Origin of the sequence: Nocardia arthritidis, from assembly GCF_011801145.1 — a bacterium.
Lineage (GTDB): Bacteria > Actinomycetota > Actinomycetes > Mycobacteriales > Mycobacteriaceae > Nocardia > Nocardia arthritidis_A.
In genome coordinates this window covers 7,552,101-7,568,166 of the sequence record NZ_CP046172.1, presented here as the reverse complement: position 1 = coordinate 7,568,166, position 16,066 = coordinate 7,552,101, and the positions used below count along the sequence as shown (strand labels likewise).

General features: G+C 67.8%; 18 protein-coding genes. 15 read left to right on the top strand and 3 right to left on the bottom strand.

Going from position 1 to position 16,066, the window contains the following annotated elements:
* Positions 1 to 134: 134 nt before the first annotated feature.
* From F5544_RS34035 to F5544_RS33980, 12 genes are all read left to right on the top strand, one after another.
* The gene (locus F5544_RS34035) at positions 135 to 890 is read left to right on the top strand and encodes a ribonuclease HII (protein ID WP_275106987.1); all 756 of its coding nucleotides are present in this window, start codon (positions 135 to 137) and stop codon (positions 888 to 890) included.
* Between the two features lie 46 nt (positions 891 to 936).
* Positions 937 to 1,242 carry a DUF2469 domain-containing protein gene (locus F5544_RS34030; protein ID WP_011210678.1) on the top strand — a complete coding sequence of 102 codons (306 nt, stop codon included), beginning with the start codon at positions 937 to 939 and terminating at the stop codon, positions 1,240 to 1,242.
* A gap of 150 nt (positions 1,243 to 1,392) precedes the next feature.
* Positions 1,393 to 1,749: a YraN family protein gene (locus F5544_RS34025; RefSeq protein WP_167476972.1), complete on the top strand. Its 357-nt coding sequence runs from the start codon at positions 1,393 to 1,395 to the stop codon at positions 1,747 to 1,749.
* 1 nt (position 1,750) lies between these two features.
* On the top strand, positions 1,751 to 3,259 hold the full coding sequence (locus F5544_RS34020) for a YifB family Mg chelatase-like AAA ATPase (protein WP_167476971.1): 1,509 nt from the start codon (positions 1,751 to 1,753) through the stop codon (positions 3,257 to 3,259).
* A gap of 153 nt (positions 3,260 to 3,412) precedes the next feature.
* On the top strand, positions 3,413 to 4,555 hold the full coding sequence (gene dprA / locus F5544_RS34015; RefSeq protein WP_238847519.1) for a DNA-processing protein DprA: 1,143 nt from the start codon (positions 3,413 to 3,415) through the stop codon (positions 4,553 to 4,555).
* A gap of 427 nt (positions 4,556 to 4,982) precedes the next feature.
* Positions 4,983 to 5,906 carry a tyrosine recombinase XerC gene (locus tag F5544_RS34010; RefSeq protein WP_167476970.1) on the top strand — a complete coding sequence of 308 codons (924 nt, stop codon included), beginning with the start codon at positions 4,983 to 4,985 and terminating at the stop codon, positions 5,904 to 5,906.
* 74 nt (positions 5,907 to 5,980) lie between these two features.
* Positions 5,981 to 6,700 carry an acetoacetate decarboxylase family protein gene (locus F5544_RS34005; protein ID WP_167476969.1) on the top strand — a complete coding sequence of 240 codons (720 nt, stop codon included), beginning with the start codon at positions 5,981 to 5,983 and terminating at the stop codon, positions 6,698 to 6,700.
* A 216-nt stretch (positions 6,701 to 6,916) separates the two neighbouring features.
* Positions 6,917 to 7,279: a YidH family protein gene (locus F5544_RS34000; RefSeq protein ID WP_167476968.1), complete on the top strand. Its 363-nt coding sequence runs from the start codon at positions 6,917 to 6,919 to the stop codon at positions 7,277 to 7,279.
* Positions 7,280 to 7,346: 67 nt separating this feature from the next.
* The gene (locus F5544_RS33995; protein ID WP_167476967.1) at positions 7,347 to 7,676 is read left to right on the top strand and encodes a DUF202 domain-containing protein; all 330 of its coding nucleotides are present in this window, start codon (positions 7,347 to 7,349) and stop codon (positions 7,674 to 7,676) included.
* 45 nt (positions 7,677 to 7,721) lie between these two features.
* A complete protein-coding gene (locus tag F5544_RS33990; protein ID WP_167476966.1) occupies positions 7,722 to 9,617 on the top strand; it encodes an alkyl/aryl-sulfatase in 1,896 nt (631 codons plus the stop codon).
* A 63-nt stretch (positions 9,618 to 9,680) separates the two neighbouring features.
* Positions 9,681 to 10,046 (top strand): hypothetical protein, encoded by a 366-nt coding sequence (locus F5544_RS33985; RefSeq protein WP_167476965.1) that lies wholly within the window; start codon positions 9,681 to 9,683, stop codon positions 10,044 to 10,046.
* Between the two features lie 89 nt (positions 10,047 to 10,135).
* Positions 10,136 to 10,762: a hypothetical protein gene (locus F5544_RS33980; RefSeq protein WP_167476964.1), complete on the top strand. Its 627-nt coding sequence runs from the start codon at positions 10,136 to 10,138 to the stop codon at positions 10,760 to 10,762.
* Positions 10,763 to 10,834: 72 nt separating this feature from the next.
* Here the strand turns inward: F5544_RS33980 and F5544_RS46730 are convergent, their stop codons facing one another.
* The gene (locus F5544_RS46730) at positions 10,835 to 11,134 is read right to left on the bottom strand and encodes a hypothetical protein (protein ID WP_238846789.1); all 300 of its coding nucleotides are present in this window, start codon (positions 11,132 to 11,134) and stop codon (positions 10,835 to 10,837) included.
* Between the two features lie 410 nt (positions 11,135 to 11,544).
* A complete protein-coding gene (locus F5544_RS33970; RefSeq protein WP_167476963.1) occupies positions 11,545 to 12,840 on the bottom strand; it encodes an MFS transporter in 1,296 nt (431 codons plus the stop codon).
* A gap of 130 nt (positions 12,841 to 12,970) precedes the next feature.
* Between F5544_RS33970 and F5544_RS33965 the strand changes: the two genes are divergently transcribed.
* The 3 genes from F5544_RS33965 to F5544_RS33955 all read left to right on the top strand — a co-directional run bounded on the left by F5544_RS33965 (position 12,971) and on the right by F5544_RS33955 (position 15,501).
* Entirely contained in the window at positions 12,971 to 13,390 is a 420-nt protein-coding gene (locus F5544_RS33965; RefSeq protein WP_167476962.1) for a winged helix-turn-helix transcriptional regulator, read from the top strand.
* A gap of 164 nt (positions 13,391 to 13,554) precedes the next feature.
* On the top strand, positions 13,555 to 14,304 hold the full coding sequence (locus F5544_RS33960) for a DUF3558 domain-containing protein (protein WP_167476961.1): 750 nt from the start codon (positions 13,555 to 13,557) through the stop codon (positions 14,302 to 14,304).
* Positions 14,305 to 14,628: 324 nt separating this feature from the next.
* On the top strand, positions 14,629 to 15,501 hold the full coding sequence (locus tag F5544_RS33955; protein WP_342760396.1) for a zinc-binding dehydrogenase: 873 nt from the start codon (positions 14,629 to 14,631) through the stop codon (positions 15,499 to 15,501).
* A gap of 39 nt (positions 15,502 to 15,540) precedes the next feature.
* Here F5544_RS33955 and F5544_RS33950 read toward each other — a convergent pair whose 3' ends face one another.
* Positions 15,541 to 16,050, bottom strand: coding sequence for a DUF1990 family protein (locus F5544_RS33950; RefSeq protein WP_167476959.1), 510 nt, complete (start codon positions 16,048 to 16,050; stop codon positions 15,541 to 15,543).
* Between the last annotated feature and the right edge of the window lie 16 nt (positions 16,051 to 16,066).

Sequence of the window (16,066 nt, the reverse complement as noted above, 5' to 3'; positions counted from 1 at the left end):
AAGCGGGCTCGTCGGCGATGTAGCCTCGCGGACGCGTCGGCCCGAAGTCGACGCCGGACCCCGGACGAACTAGTTCGGCAGGGCCGCAGGATAATTGGACGGTGGGGCAAGGGCGAGTGGCGCGAGGTAGTCGGGTGGCTCAACGTGGCTGGACCGCACCGGGTTGGCCGCCGCGTGCGGTGATGCGGAAGGCCGGCGGGTTGCGCACGTTGGAGGCGGCGTTGATTCGCGGTGGGCTCGGGCCGGTGGCCGGGGTCGACGAGGCCGGGCGCGGTCCGTGTGCGGGGCCGCTGGTGGTCGCCGCCTGCCTGCTCGCGCCCAAAGCATACGACAAGCTCGCCGGGCTCGACGATTCGAAGAAGCTCACCGAGGCCGCGCGCGAGGAGCTGTTCCCGGTCATCACCCGGCTGTCGCTGGCCTACAACGTGATCGTCGTCCCGGCCTGGGAGATCGATTCGATCGGGATCCACGTCGCCAATATCGAGGGCATGCGCCGCGCGGTCGCCGGACTCGCGCACCCGCCCGGATACGTGCTCACCGACGGGTTCCGCGTGCCCGGCATACCCGTGCCGTCGCTGCCGGTGATCGGCGGCGACGCCGTGGCCGCCTGCATCGCCGCGGCCAGCATCCTGGCCAAGGTCACCCGGGACCGGATCATGGTCGAGCTGGACGAACGGTTCCCTGGGTATGGTTTCGCGGCGCACAAGGGTTACAACACACCCGAGCACATCGCCGCGCTGAACCGCCTCGGACCGAGCAGCGAGCACCGCAGATCCTGGCGCAACGTCCGGGAAACGGGCGGATCGCCGGTCGACTACGCCGACGCGGTCCTGGCCGAAGGCGTCGACGTCGATGGCCGAGTGGCTACCGACGCCGCCCATGCGCGATGATGTCAGAACCCGACGCAGTGCGGCCAGAAGGAGGAAGTCCCACCCGATGAGTGCCGAGGACCTGGAGAAATACGAAACCGAGATGGAACTCTCGCTGTATCGCGAGTACAAGGACATCGTCGGTCAGTTCTCGTACGTGGTGGAGACCGAGCGCCGCTTCTACCTCGCCAACTCCGTAGAGCTGCGGCCGCAGAACGCCGACGGTGAGGTGTACTTCGAGGTACGGATGAGCGACGCCTGGGTCTGGGATATGTACCGGCCCGCGCGTTTCGTCAAACACGTCCGGGTGATCACGTTCAAGGACGTGAATATCGAGGAGTTGGAGAAGCCCGACCTGCGGTTGCCGGAGTAGGGCGCGCCTTTACCGCACGGCACCGACAGAATCCGTCGCGCGTAGCGCCTGCCGCGGCGGGTTGTCCACAGCCGGGCGGTTATCAACAGGGTTTGTATTCGCCCAGGTCGCGTCGTCAGGCGCGGACCGGGTACGGGTCACGCTGATCCGGTGGCAGACAAGAAGGCGCTCGGCGCACACGGGGAAGAGCTCGCGGCCCGGTTCCTGCGGGATGCGGGAATGGAGATCGTCGCGCGGAACTGGCGGTGCAAGTACGGCGAATTGGATCTGATTGCCCGTGATCCGGCGGTCACCGCGTTCGTCGAGGTCAAAACGCGCACGGGGATGGGTTACGGCGTACCTGCCGAATCGGTGACATTCACCAAGCAGCAACGCATTCGGCGGCTCGCCTTGCTCTGGCTGGCCGAACAGGACGGGCATTGGCCGAATGTCCGCTTCGACGTGGTGTCGGTGCTGCTGCGCCGCGGCTTCCGGCCGCAGATCGAACATCTGCGGGGGGTGTTCTGAAATGGCCCTCGGCCGAGCCTATTCCGTCGCCGTGACCGGGATCGATGGTCAGCTGGTCGAAATCGAGGCCGATGTCGGTCAGGGCCTGCCATCGGTGCATCTGGTCGGTCTGCCCGATACCGCGTTGAGCGAATCGCGCGACCGGGTGCGCGCCGCGGTGGCGAATTCGGGGGAGAAGTGGCCGGACGGCCGGGTCATCCTGGCGCTGTCCCCGGCCACCCTGCCGAAGGTCGGCAGCGTATACGACCTGGCTTGTGCCGCAGCCGTTCTGGATGCGGCGGGAGTGATCCCGTCCGAACGGCTCGCCAAGTCCGTACTGCTCGGGGAGTTGGCGCTCGACGGCCGTGTCCGCCGGGTCCGCGGCATCCTGCCCGCGGTGATCACGGCGCGCAATGCCGGTTGGCCGACGGTGGTGGTGCCCGAGTCGGCGTTGGCCGAGGCCGGATTGGTCGACGGGATAACGGTTTTCGGCGCGTCCAGCCTGCGCACCGCCATCGCATGGCTGCGCGGCGAGGGCGCACTGTCCGAACCGGATGGCACGCTGCCCGATATCGTGCGCCCCGGCGGTGACCTCAGCGAGGTGGTCGGCCAGGACGAGGCTCGCTGGGCGCTGGAGGTGGCCGCGGCGGGTGGCCATCACCTGTTGCTCACCGGTCCGCCGGGCATCGGGAAAACCATGCTGGCGCAACGTCTTCCGGGACTGCTGCCGCCACTGACCGAATCGGAGGCGTTGGAGGTGACGGCCATCCATTCGGTGGCGGGTGCGCTCTCGGGCGAACAACCGCTGATCACCACGCCACCGTTCGTCGCACCGCATCATTCGACCTCGGCCGCTGCGATGATCGGCGGCGGAACGGGTTCGGCCCGGCCCGGCGCCGTCAGCCGGGCCCACCGCGGTGTCCTTTTCCTCGACGAGTGCGCGGAGATCTCCACCAAGGTGCTGGAGGCGTTGCGAACACCGTTGGAAGAGGGCGAGGTTCGCATCGCCCGGCGCGACGGCGTCGCCAGATATCCCGCCCGCTTCCAACTGGTGTTGGCGGCGAACCCCTGCCCGTGTGCGCCTGCCCGTGACGTGGACTGTATCTGCGCGCCGCTGGCCCGCCGCCGGTATCTCGGCAAACTGTCCGGTCCGTTGATGGATCGCATCGATATCTGGGTGCAGATGCACGGTCAAGCCGGGGCCGCGTTGAGCAGTGATACGGCGGAGAGCAGCGAGGTGGTGCGCGCCAGGGTGGCGGTCGCGCGATCGGCGGCGATCGAGCGCTGGCGCGAATACGGCTGGACCACCAACGCCGAAGTACCGGGACATATTCTGCGCCAACGATTCCGGCTGCCGCCCGACGCGGTGGCGCCGATCGAGGCCGCCCTTCGCCTCGGCCGCATGTCCGCCCGTGCCGCAGACCGGGCCATCCGCTGCGCCTGGACCATCGCCGACCTGCGCGGTGCCACCATGCCTGCCCAACAGGACGTTCTGCTCGCCCTGAACTTCCGGCAGCGGAGCGCGTCATGAGCGACACGGTGAATCGGTTCGCGTGCCGAAATGTACGGCGGCGGAGTACGGGAGGGTGTTGTGGGTGAACCGCGTGGGATGGTGGCGGATGTGGGGGCGCGTGGGTGGTCGCCGACGGTGGATCTGGACGCGGATTCCGTTGATGAGCGGCGGTTGGCGTGGGTTTACCTGTCCCGGGTGGTGGCGGGGCCGTGTGCGGCGCTGTCGGCGCTGATCGAATCGGTCGGCGTGGTCGAGGCCGCGCGTGCGGTGCGGGAGTCCGCACTTCCCGAATCGCTGCGCAGGCCCACCGAGCAGCGGCGCGGAATCGACAGGGCGGCACGGGATCTGGAGTTGATGGAGCGAATGGGCGGGCGCGTCGTCACACCCGACGACGCCGAATGGCCCGCCTGGCGCATGCTCGGCCTCGCCCAACTCGACGCGGCCCGCGACCCGGGCGGCGCGGTGCCGCTGGTGCTGTGGGTCCGTGGTCCGTGCTCGCTGTCCGCGTCGACGGAACGTGCGGTTGCGCTGGTGGGTGCGCGATGCAACAGCGGTTACGGCAGGCAGGTCACCGCCGAGGTGGCGGGCGAACTCGCCGAACGGGAGTGGACGATCGTCTCCGGCGCGGCGTACGGCATCGATGGCGTCGCGCACCGGGCGGCGCTCGCGGTGGGCGGGACGACGATCGCGGTGCTGGCATGCGGCGTGGATCGTCCGTATCCCGTCGAACACGAACGGTTGCTCGCCGAAATCGCCGAAACCGGTTTGGTGCTCAGCGAGTATCCGCCCGGCACGGTGGCGCGCAAGCATCAGTTCCTGGCCCGGAATCGGTTGATCGCGGTGCTGTCCGACGGTGTGGTCGTGGTGGAGGCGGGGGTGCGCAGCGGTGCCCGCAACACCGCGAAATGGGCTCGCCGCCTCGGCCGTCCGGCGTTGGCGATACCCGGCCCGGTCACCTCGGCCAGTTCCGCGGGCTGTCACCGGATGATCCGCGACGGCGAGGCACTGCTGGTCACGAAGGCCGAGGAGATCATCGACGAGACCGGTCCGCTGCGGCTGGCGCTGCCCGACGGCCCACCCGTCGCCGACCGCACCGACTCGCTCACCGGTGAGCTCGCCCAGGTCTTCGACGCCCTGCCGACCATCGGCTCGCGCCAACCCCGCGAACTCGCCGACCGATCCGGCCTCCCCCTGCCCGCCGTCCGCGCCGCACTATCCGCACTCGAACTGGCCGAACTGGTCGGTACCGACGAAAACGGTTGGCACCGAACCGCTGCGACCCGGCGTCGTGCGGTAAGCCGCGAATCCGGATGAGCAATGGTCGGCCACTCGGATCGCCGTCGTTCGGTGCGGTGTTCGGCGATGGATGGTCGCCAGGCTCGGCCTGTTGTTGCGGCGGATCCGTTGTCGGAGTGGGTGATAGACAGCGCTCGGGACGAAGTGGCCGGGCATCCTGCGGTGAGGTATGGGCTATGGTTGGCACTCACCGCGCTCAGCAGGATGCGGTGCTCGACGGCTGGTGGCCGAACTGGACGTTGCGGATTCGGATCTGCCGTCCGGCGGGCTACCCGGGATGTCGGTGCCGGAACTGGCGTGGCAAGAGCTGGTGGTCGCTGTGGCCCGGGTGCTGTGGCGGAATGGCTGTGTCGGGTTGGTCGTGGGCGCGCCACGTCGAACGTGTGGGCGGGTAACGGCGGCGCGGTGACTTGCGCGGTCGGTGGCGGGCCGCGACGGTGGAGGGATGGAGGAACTGCCGGAGGATCTGGAGGGGCTGCTGGCCGAGTACGGGCGGCATCTGCGGTTGGGGCGGAATCGGTCGGCGCATACCGTGCGCGCCTACCTCGGGGACGCGCGGTCGCTGCTGGGCCACCTGTACGCCCGGTCGTCGGATTCGGCGGTGCGGGAACTGGATCTGCCGCTGCTGCGATCCTGGTTGGCGGCTCAGTCGGCGAGCGGTGCGGCCCGCACCACCATGGCGCGGCGGGCGTCCTCGGCGCGCACGTTCACGGCGTGGCTCACCAGGACCGGGCGGCTCGCCACCGATCCCGGCCTGCGGCTCGGCTCACCCAAGGCACACCGGGTGCTGCCTGCCGTCCTCGGCAGGCAGCAGGCGCTCGAGGCCATGGACGCGGCGGAATCCGGTGCGGCCCAGCAGGATCCGATGGCGCTGCGGGACCGGCTGATCGTCGAGCTGCTGTATTCGACCGGTATCCGGGTCAGCGAGCTGTGCGGGCTGGACATCGAGGATGTGGATCGGGAGCGGCGGTTGGTGCGCGTGCTCGGTAAGGGCAACAAGGAGCGCTCTGTCCCGTTCGGCGGACCGGCTGACGCGGCGGTGGCGGCCTGGCTGCGGTTCGGGCGCCCGGCCTTCGCCGCCGCCGAATCGGGTCGCGCGCTGTTGCTCGGCCGTCGCGGGCGCAGATTGGACCAGCGCCAGGCCAGAAGCGTTGTGCACGAGGTGGTTTCCGCCATTCCGGGCGCGCCCGATATGGGTCCGCACGGTTTGCGGCACACCGCGGCCACCCACCTGCTGGAGGGCGGCGCGGACCTGCGGGTGGTGCAGGAGCTACTCGGCCACGCGAGCATGGCGACCACCCAGCTGTACACGCACGTGTCCATCGAGCGCTTGAAGAAGGTGCACGACCAGGCCCATCCGCGCGCCTGAAAGGCTTTCGCCCGATTCGGCCGATCGACTGTGCCATTATTCTGAAACGAGTTCTAGTTTCGGAGGGCGGTCCGATGACAGCGCACATGATCCTCGGCCGGGAAGTCCGAATGCCGGTGCGAATCCGGTCGGCACGTGCGTTCATGGCGACGTACCTGGTGCCCGCGGCGGCGGCGCAGCGCCTGATCGACTACTCCTGCCTGCGGATACTCCGATTGCCGGGCGGCCGGGCCGCGTGCACGCTGGTCTTCGTCGACTATCGCGACGGCGATCTGGGGCCGTACCAGGAATTCGGCGTGTCGTTCATGGTCCGCGAGCACGGACTCGACTCCGGTGATCTGCGTGCGCTTATCGCCGGGAGATCGGGCGTTTTCATTCACCGGCTTCCGGTCGACGGCCAATTCACCTTGGCCGCGGGCCGCGGCATCTGGGGCTTCCCAAAGGAACTCGCCGATTTCGACACCGATCACGGCGGCCCGACGCGCCGCGGCGCGCTGCGCCAGGATGGACGGCTCGCCGTCGATCTGACGCTGCGCCACGGTGTTTCGGTACCGTGTGGGCGCGGCCGGTCGGCGGTGTTCGCCGCATATTCGCACATCGACGGTGTCACCCGGCGCACCGAATGGCGGATGCATCCGGCGGGCATGCGCGCCCGTCCCGGTGGTGCCCGCCTGATCCTCGGCGACCACCCGATCGCCGCGGAGCTGAGATCGCTCGGCCTGCCGCGCCGGGCCCTGACCAGCTCCACCGTCGATCGGCTCGCCATGACCTTCGCGGACGCCACCCCGATCTGAGCCCCGCCGGTCCGGTTCGTGGACGCTCCCGGATATGCCAACTAGGCTCGGGTAGCGAATAGTTAGCTGCGGACTCGGAACTCGGCCGGCGAAAGAGGTGCCCGTGGTGTTCGGCGATGATCATGCCCGCGCCGAGATCGGCGCAGCGCGGCACGGTTTCGCGGAACCCGAAGTAGCGTTGTCTGTCGTGCAGCGGTCCACAGTGGAAGCCCGGCCATGAATTCCGGATCGGGCGCGGATCCGGAACCCGAACCCGCCGAACTCGACTATCGGTTCACCCTCGCCAACGAACGGACCTTCCTGGCCTGGATGCGCACCTCGCTCGGGTTGCTCGCGGGCGGCGTCGCGGTGCATACGCTGGTGCAGCCGTTCCGGCTGGCCGGCATACGCCAGGCGCTCGCGCTGAGCTGCCTGTTGCTGGCGGTGATCGTCTCGATCGGCGCCTACACACACTGGCGGCGGGTCGGCGCGGCGATGCGCCGGGGCCACCGGCTGCCGGACACCATGCTGGTGCCGATCCTGTCCGCGGGCATCGCCATCGTCGCGGTGCTGGCCTGTGTGGCGGTGTTGCTGCGATGAGTGAGCGCAGCGAGCGAACAATAGACACAGCCGAGATTGCTCGGTCATGCCGGAACGGAGCGCAGGCATGAGCGAGCGGCGCGCGGACACGGGTCTCGAAGGGCTGGCCGTCGAGCGCACCGCGCTGGCGTGGCGCCGCACCGCGGTGTCGGCGATGGCGGTCGCCGCGCTGTTCCTGCAGCACACGGTATCGGTGGGTTGGCATCGCGCGCAACTGGCCACGCTCGGCTCCGCCGCGACCATGGTCGCGGTCGCCGTCCTGTGCAGCCTGCGCAACCGCAGCCTGCACGAAGGCCGTTACGGCCACGGCGCTTTCGTGATCGGCGTCGCCGCCGCCGCGGTGGTCGCCGTTGCCGTCGTCGCGGTGCTGCTCGGATTCACCGACCCCGCACCTTGATCCGCTACACCCACCTGTCCGGCCGCGACCAGAGGAGGATGACCGATGACCACAGCGACCGAGCCGAGCGATTACATCGTCGCCGAACAGCGGCGCGTCGCCGCCGCGCTGCCGTTCGCCGACAGCACCGACGACGCCGACCGTGGGTTCGTCGCCGCGCTGGAACCCGGCGTGATCACCGCCGCGGACGGGGCCGTGGTGTGGGACGCCGATTCCTACGCCTTCCTGCGCGAACCATGTCCGGCCTCGGTGAACCCGAGCCTGTGGCGGCAGTCGGGGCTGGTCGTCAAACAGGGTCTCTACGAGGTGATTCCGGGGATCTACCAGATCCGCGGCCTGGATCTGTCGAATATGACGCTGGTAGAAGGGGATTCGGGCGTCATCGTGATCGATCCGCTGATCTCCACGGAGACCGCCGCGGCCGGGTTGGCACTGTATCGGCACCATCGCGGACCGCGCCCGGTGACCGGATTGATCTACACCCATTCACACGTCGATCATTTCGGCGGTGCGCTCGGGGTGATCACCGAGGCGGAGGTCGCGGCCGGACGCTGCCCGGTGCTCGCCCCGGACGGGTTCCTGGAGCACGCCGTCGCCGAAAATATCTACGCGGGAACGGCGATGGCGCGCCGCGCGGGGTACATGTACGGCACGGTGCTGCCGCGTGGACCCAAGGGCTCGGTGGGATCCGGTCTGGGACAGACCAATTCGGTCGGCACCGTGACGCTGCTTGCGCCGACGGTCGATATCGTCCGCACCGGGCAGGAGGAGACGATCGACGGGGTGCGGTTCGTCTTCCAACTCACCCCCGGCACCGAGGCGCCGGCCGAGATGAACTTCCATCTCCCCGACCGGCGGGCGCTCTGCATGGCCGAGAACGCCACGCACACCATGCACAATCTGCTCACCCTGCGCGGGGCGCTGGTGCGGGACCCGCGGGTGTGGGCGAAATACCTCACCGAGGCCATCAATCTGTTCGCCCGCGAATCGGATGTGGTCTTCGCCTCCCACCACTGGCCGACCTGGGGCACCGACCGGCTGGTGGAATACCTTGCGGTGCAACGTGATCTATACGGCTATCTGAACGATCAGACGCTGCGGCGGCTGAATCAGGGCTACACCGGCGGCGAAATCGCCGAAATGCTGGAGCTGCCGCCCGCCATCGCCGAATCATGGCACGCGCGTGGCTATTACGGCTCGGTGCAGCACAACGTGAAGGCCATCTACCAGCGCTATATGGGTTGGTTCGACGGTAATCCGGCGCATCTTTGGGAGCATCCGCCGGTCGAATCAGCAAGGCGGCATGTGGAATTCATGGGTGGTGCGGACGAGGTGCTGCGAAAGGCCCGGGCCGCCTACGATTCCGGTGACTACCGGTGGGTGGCGCAGGTGGTGAACTACGTGATCTTCGCCGATCCGGCCAACGATGCCGCGAAAGCGTTGCAGGCCAGCACGTTCGAGCAACTCGGTTACGGCGCGGAGAACGCCACCTGGCGCAACTTCTATCTGAGCGGTGCGTACGAACTGCGCTACGGCCCCTTCGGCACGCCGACCAAGGCCGGATCGTCCACCGTGCTCGCCGCGATGACGGTCGACCAGATCTTCGATGCCATGGCGCTGCGCGTCGACGGACCGAAGGCGTGGAATCAGCGGGTGGTGACCGACTGGGAGTTCAGCGACGAAAACCGGGTGCACCGGCTGGAATTGCGCAACGGCAGGCTGACCCACTACGACCGGCCCGCCGGTGCGCGACTGCCGGATCCCGACGCCACCTTCACCCTCACCAAACCGACGCTGATCCGAGTGTTGCTGGCCGGTGAGGATTTCGGCGTCGCGGTCGCCGCCGGGCATATCGCGATCGATGGCGATGTCACCAAGCTGTCCGAGCTGATCGGCGTCTTCGATGCGCCGGATCCGGATTTCGCGATTGTGACCCCGTGACCTGCCTTACTCGATTGAGTAAATCGCTCGACCGGTGATCCGGAGGCGCGTACGGTCACGATCATGCCGAATACGATCGTGGACAGATCCGTACCGCTGCGGGACCGGCTGCGCGCCGCCCTGCCCGTCGCGATGAAGGCGCGTGACCGCAATGCCACGAAGGCGCTGCGCTCCGCGCTCGGCGCGATCGATAACGCGGAGGCCGTCGACGCCGTCGACGTGCGCGCGGGCGCGATCGAGGCGAGTGCCGTCGGGCTCGGCGCACAGGAGGTGCGCCGCCGGGACCTCACCGAGACCGATATCGAATCGATCGTGCGCGCCGAGATCGCCGATCGCCACAGCACCGCAGACGAATACGACGCGCTCGGCCGACCGGAGCACGCCGGAGACCTGCGCGCCGAGGCGGCCGCGCTGGAGGCGCTGCTCTAAGGCCTGACCTAACGGAATAGGTAGTGCCGCTGCGCATTTGGGAATGCGCGGCGGTGCATATTCCGGCCGGGCACACTAGATTCGCCGATATGGCGTTGCGATTCGATACCACCGGGTGGGAACAGTTGGAGCCCAACGTCTTCCGCAATCGTGATGACGACCTCGCCGAGGTGCAGTTCTACGATATGCCGCCGGACCTACCCGCCTCCCTCGCCGATCTGGATCGGCTGCGCCGCGAGATCGTCGCGCACACCGCCGAATTGGGTGCGGGCGTCATCGAACTCGACGTTGTCGCCATCGATGGGCTGCCCGCCATCCAGCAGATCGTCAAGGTGCGCCCGCCGGGCAAGGAGCTCGGCGTCGCCTATATCGCCGCCTTCACCATTCCGCGGGCGGACCGCAGCGTCGTGCTGAAACTGCACTGTCCCGAGCACGGCACCACCGGTATTCGGGACTCGATGGTCTTCACCCAATTCAGCGCCGAATACGGCAAGGGACGTCCGCTCGCCGACGTCATGCGGATGTGGGCGGTCCACCCGTACGCCCCCGACATCTCCGGCGGACTCCCGCGCAACCTCTCCGAGGAACCCGAACTCGACGCCGCATACCCCACCCACCCCCTGTCCCGCGCCCGCCGACTCCTGTCCACCCTCGCCCCGACCATCGAACTCCACCCCGACTTCAAGGCCGCCCCACCGTGGCACGGCTGCCCATAGTCGGCGGACCTTGCGCCACATCGTGATTGCGTCCATTGCCGATTGGGGGCTCGCACCAACGGCATTACGTGATCATGTGCCGGAATGCTCGGTCCCACGGGAAGTTTCGGACCGGTAGGTGTGGCCGAGTTCCCGCCCGAGCCCGAAGTAGTGGCGGAAGTTGTAGATCAGTGGGTTCCAGGCTGCGGGGTCGATGTGGTCGGTGCCGGATACGACGATGTCACGGTGGGCGTGCACCTTACGCACCGATGCCTCGACGATGACGAACCCGCCGGTGGAACTCGGGCCGACCCGGTCCGCATAGGCCTCCAGTTGCAGCGGGCATTCCACGACGCGCGGCGGCCGCACCTGGTCCGCCGGAGCCGCATGCAACCCGGCCGCCGCGAACTTCTCCGGTTCGAAGCGCAGTCGGCATCTTTGGTGGGCGGCACCGGATAGCGACCGGTCAACGGCGCCAATCGTTCCACCGCGGGCCACAGGGCCGCGGAAGGCAGATTGATCACGAGCTCGGGTCGGGTGCGGAGGTTGTGCGCGGTTTGTCCCTGCGCGCCGAGCCCCAGCACGACAACCTGTCCGAGCGCCCATGCGGAGGACATCGGCGCGAGATTGAATGAACCGTCCTCGTTTTCGGTCGAGATGAACGCCACCGGCGTCCCGAAGTACAGGATCTTCGGCTCGACGGCGAGGTGGGTCGCGGTGCAAGACGCGGAGATAACGCCGCTGTCGGTGGGATGCATTGGGGGAGCGTAGAAGTCGAATACTTCGGTCGACGCCGAAGTAGCTCACCCGCAGCGCTGCCGTTCCGGTACCGGTGCGATGCGCGGTCGGCGGCGCGAGTGGGCGAGTGGGGCGATGGTGAGGGCGGCGGCGATCATCGCGATCGGGTAGCCATCATCGAAACTTGTTGCGAGTAAACCGAACACGGCCACGCCGAGACCGTTGCCGAGTGCGAAGCCGACCTCCTGGATGGCGCCGACATGACCGGCCTCCTCGGCGGTGACCGCGTCGAACAGTGCGGCCGCCGCGAGCGTGCCGAGCACGCCCAGACCGATGCCGACGCCGGTGATCGGCACCAGAATGCTGCTCGGATCGGTCGACAGCCAGGCGAGGCTCGCCGCCTGCAGCACCACAGACGCGGTGAGCACGATGGCCTGCCCGAAGCGTTTCGCCAGGCGCGGTGAGCAGACCGCGCCCAGCACCACACCCACCGCCTCCGGGAGGAGCGCCGCGCCGACGGCGGCGGGCGAATCACCCCGGCTCTGGATCAGATGCTGCGTGACGAGGTAGACGGCGGCGGATGCGGTCGCGGCTCCGGCGACGGCCCGCAGCCAGTTGGGGGTGAATCCGGGATTCCGGAAGATCCGGATCGCGATGAACGGCGTGCTCATGCGCAGTTGCCGCATGATGAACCCGAGCAAGGAGCCGACGCCGACAAAGCCGAGTCCGGCCGCGAGCAAAAGGTTGTCGGGCAGCTCCTGCATGGCGGTCACACATCCGGCCAGCCCGGCGACCGAGAGGCCCAGGCTGGGCAGATCCCAGTGCACCGCGGTGGCGCGGCTGTCCGGCAGCAGCCGAAAGGTGAGGGCCGCCGCGAGTACAGCCACTACGGCGCATGCCGCCATCCCGATTCGCCACCCGGAGCCGGTGCCGAGCAGTCCGCCCACGATCGGCCCGAATCCGGCTGCTGCGCCGAAGGTTCCGGTCCACATCCCGTAGGCGAGCACCCGCTCATGCGCGGCGTATATCGCGCCGATCGAGGCGACAACGCTGGCGAGTACCGCGGCGGCGGCGCAGCCGGTGACGGTGCGCGCCGCGATCAGCACCCAGGGGGTGGTCGCCGCGGCCCCGATCAGGCCGCATACCGCGTAGCCGATGAGCCCGCAGGCCAACACCCGTCGGCGTCCCCACTGATCGCCCGCGCGTGCCGCCGCGACCAGGCCCGCGGCCAAAGCCAGTGGTACGACGTCGATTACCCACAGCCGTGCGCGTGGTGACATCCCGAGATCGGCCGCGATCGCGGGCAGCGCCGGATTCGTCATGGTCGTTGCCAGACCCTGTACGGCAATGCCGAGCAGCATCGGAACCATTGGAAGCCACTTGTGCCACAGTCGATTTCGAGAAATTCCAATGATCACCGGCTCAGTTTGGTGGATACCATCGATCCCCGCCAGTACGCACAATCTTGTCCATACGCACAAAATGGATATCATGCGCCCGAGAACCGCAGACGTCGTAGCACACTGGAATCCGAAGTGCGCCGCCGAAATCGCCGTCGTCGTGGTCGGCGGCTCCTGGAAGCCGACCATCATTCAGCTGCTCGCCACGCACGAGATACTCCGCTACGGTGAACTGACCCGCGCCATCAAAACCATCACCCCGCGCGTACTCACCCACCAACTCCGCGAACTCGAAGACGACGGTCTCGTCCACCGCCGCATCTACCAGCAGGTCCCCCCGAAGGTCGAATACTCGCTCACCGACCTGGGCCGCAGCACCTCCGAACTCATGGACGCCCTCGCCCGCTGGGGCCGCCACTACATCGCCGCCGTCCGCTCCACCACCCCCGAGGAAGAGGCACCGTCACCTGTACTCGCAGAACAACATCACCCGGATCGGTCCCGAGCCTAGGGCCGCAACATTTCCGGAGCACAGCTGTCGCACATGGGAGTGGCTCGTTCGCAGTGACGGTTGACCACGCAGCTCACAGGCTGCCTACGAAAGAACCACTCCAACCTCGATAACTGAGCCTGATCGGATTGTCGGGGAGGGCCAGGCCGCGTAGGGTGTCCGCGATGCATGGTGTTGATCTGTCCCTTCCGTCGCGGGACGCCATCCGCCATAGCCATTCTTGGGAAGTCTTGCGAATGTTTGGGATTGGTTCGATGGTGGTAGGCGGTTTGTCGATGAGGATGAACGAATACGGGCGGGCCCTGACTATCGCAGTCGGCATCGGCACCCTGCTGCTACTCACGGGATGCTCGAAAGATACTGCGGTGCAGGCGAACTCGGGATCCACGACAACAACCGCGCAGGCGTCGGCCAGCCCCGCGCCGACCTCCTCGACGCCGCGACAACCGACAGTATGGTGGCGGGCGGATACGTTGACCAAGGCACTCAACGCGATTCAGGCAAAGCTCGGTCCGGGCACCCACGACTACTCGAGGGTCAGGGTCAACGAGCAAGCCCGGACGGTCGAAATCCTCGCGTTCGATCCGCAGACACCCGAGACCCTCGTCGACTACACCTATGACGGGAACTCCGATACGGTCGGGCCGGCCAAGACAACGCCGGTGACCTCGCCGGATGTGGTGCAGGCGCAGTACAGGAGCGATCTCGTCTCCGCCCAGGTGATGGCGAAAGCATTGGCGTCAGCCCCCGCTGACACCGCGATGACCGACAGCGTGCCCGATGAGCTGACCGTCTTCCGGCACACCCGCAACGACACCGAGCCAGTCATCGTGGTCAGCATCTCCAACAAGGGAGCCCACGGCGGCAAGTCCGCCCTCTACGACCTCTCCGGCAAACTGCTCGAGGTCTCCTAGTGCGGCATCCAGAAGCCTCACGACCGCAGCGGTACCACCACATCACCGCAGGTCAGCAACTCCCTCCGGAAGAGCCGCGCCCGTCGCACATCGTCTAGCCTGCGAATATGCCGCTACCGGACGAACTTCCGGAGATCTCGCAACGGGAACTCCGCAACAGCGTGAGCAGGGTGTTGCGTGAAGTCCGTGCGGGCTTACCGTCGAGGCGAGTTCGAGTAATTGACGGCTGGTCTCGAGCGGGAGCGGAATTCAGGCTTTGTGCCTCGGGTTGTTGAGATCGTGAAAGCTTTGGTTTATGACCCGACTGCCAGGCATGGTCTCCGGTTGGGTGAAGCGCCGGATCCAGTTCCCGGTCCTGGGCAAGCGTTGGTGCAGGTCGCGGCGATTTCGCTCAACTTCGGTGAGGTTGCGTATCTGAGCAAGAACTACGTGCCAGGCGGGGTAGCCGGTTGGGACGCCTCCGGGGTCGTCGTGGCTGCGGCGGCGGATGGAAGCGGCCCTCCGGCCGGGACACGGGTAGTGACCTTCGGCTGGAATGGCGGGTGGGCTGAGCTGCGGGCTGTCGATACCGGTGAGCTTGCCGTGCTGCCGGAAGGCCTCGACCATAGTGCGGCGGCGGCGCTGCCGGTGGCCGGAGTGACCGCGTTGCGCGCGGTGCGCAGACTGGGTTCGATTCTCGGAAAGCGGGTGCTGATCACCGGGGCATCCGGTGGGGTCGGCCGGTTCTCCGTCCAGCTCGCCGCGCAGGCAGGCGCACATGTGGTCGCCGTTGTCGGTCGACCGGAGCGCGGCATCGGGCTCACGGAGCTGGGTGCGGCCGAGGTGGTCTCCGGTGGCCTGGCCGAGGTGCGCGAGCCTGTGTCCGCAGTGATCGACAATGTGGGTGGACAGCTGTTGGCCGATGCGTTCGCGCTGCTTGCCCCGGACGGCCTCGCCGTCAGCGTCGGCAAAGCATCGTTGGAACCTTCCACGATCGATTTCGAGCAGGCCCGGCTGACCAATCCGGGTGCTCGGATCGAGGCGTTCGTGGTCGGCCCCGGCTTCGGCCCGGACCTGGCCTACCTGGCTTCGCTTGTAGCCGCGGGTCGACTCGATCCGCAAGTGGACTGGCACAGCGACTGGGAACGCGTAGGCGATGCGGCCGAGGCACTGCTCACCCGCAAGGTCGCCGGTAAGGCAGTACTCGACGTGGGCTAGCCCGTGCCTTGGTCGGTGGAGTAGCCGTAAACGGTTGCGCTACTCCGATTTCGGCAGTGCGGCGATATATCGGCCGCCGATGAAGTGTTGGATGGCTCGTACCACCGGGCCGCCCAGGCGGACGTACCAGGTTCCGGGGCGGGAGAAGGCGGCGACCAGGCCGTGGACCGATTCGTCGGTGGGGTCGAATTCGACGGCGAAGAGTTCCTCGCCGATTTCGGGATGGCCGGGCAGGGTGCCGTAGGCGAAGCCGCGGCGGTTCGGCTCGTCGAGGACGTACACCACTCGGCATGGCGCGTGAATTGCCAACGGGCCCAGGCCGAGCCGGACGGTGATGCCGGTGCCCGGCGCGGCCGTGGGTGTGTCGGCGGATTCGAAAACGCCGGTGCCCTTCTGCATTCGGTACGCCAGCACCTCCGCGGCCGCGCGCTCGAACAGCGCGCGGCCGTGCCCGATGCGGCGGCGCAGCCGGAAGTGGTGGTAGCCCGCGGGCGGCGGACCCGCGGTCGCGCCGACCTCCGGATAGGTGAACCCAGGCTGAGACTCCATATCCATCGATCCTGCC

Bases quoted from the DNA above. Each gene is read 5' to 3' on its own strand.
- F5544_RS34030 (WP_011210678.1), top strand. From the start codon at position 937: ATGAGTGCCGAGGACCTGGAGAAATACGAAACCGAGATGGAACTCTCG.
- F5544_RS34020 (WP_167476971.1), top strand. From the start codon at position 1,751: ATGGCCCTCGGCCGAGCCTATTCCGTCGCCGTGACCGGGATCGATGGT.
- F5544_RS34010 (WP_167476970.1), top strand. From the start codon at position 4,983: ATGGAGGAACTGCCGGAGGATCTGGAGGGGCTGCTGGCCGAGTACGGG.
- F5544_RS34005 (WP_167476969.1), top strand. From the start codon at position 5,981: ATGACAGCGCACATGATCCTCGGCCGGGAAGTCCGAATGCCGGTGCGA.
- F5544_RS34000 (WP_167476968.1), top strand. From the start codon at position 6,917: ATGAATTCCGGATCGGGCGCGGATCCGGAACCCGAACCCGCCGAACTC.
- F5544_RS33995 (WP_167476967.1), top strand. From the start codon at position 7,347: ATGAGCGAGCGGCGCGCGGACACGGGTCTCGAAGGGCTGGCCGTCGAG.
- F5544_RS33990 (WP_167476966.1), top strand. From the start codon at position 7,722: ATGACCACAGCGACCGAGCCGAGCGATTACATCGTCGCCGAACAGCGG.
- F5544_RS33985 (WP_167476965.1), top strand. From the start codon at position 9,681: ATGCCGAATACGATCGTGGACAGATCCGTACCGCTGCGGGACCGGCTG.
- F5544_RS33980 (WP_167476964.1), top strand. From the start codon at position 10,136: ATGGCGTTGCGATTCGATACCACCGGGTGGGAACAGTTGGAGCCCAAC.
- F5544_RS33970 (WP_167476963.1), bottom strand. From the start codon at position 12,840: ATGCTGCTCGGCATTGCCGTACAGGGTCTGGCAACGACCATGACGAAT.
- F5544_RS33965 (WP_167476962.1), top strand. From the start codon at position 12,971: ATGCGCCCGAGAACCGCAGACGTCGTAGCACACTGGAATCCGAAGTGC.
- F5544_RS33960 (WP_167476961.1), top strand. From the start codon at position 13,555: ATGCATGGTGTTGATCTGTCCCTTCCGTCGCGGGACGCCATCCGCCAT.
- F5544_RS33950 (WP_167476959.1), bottom strand. From the start codon at position 16,050: ATGGAGTCTCAGCCTGGGTTCACCTATCCGGAGGTCGGCGCGACCGCG.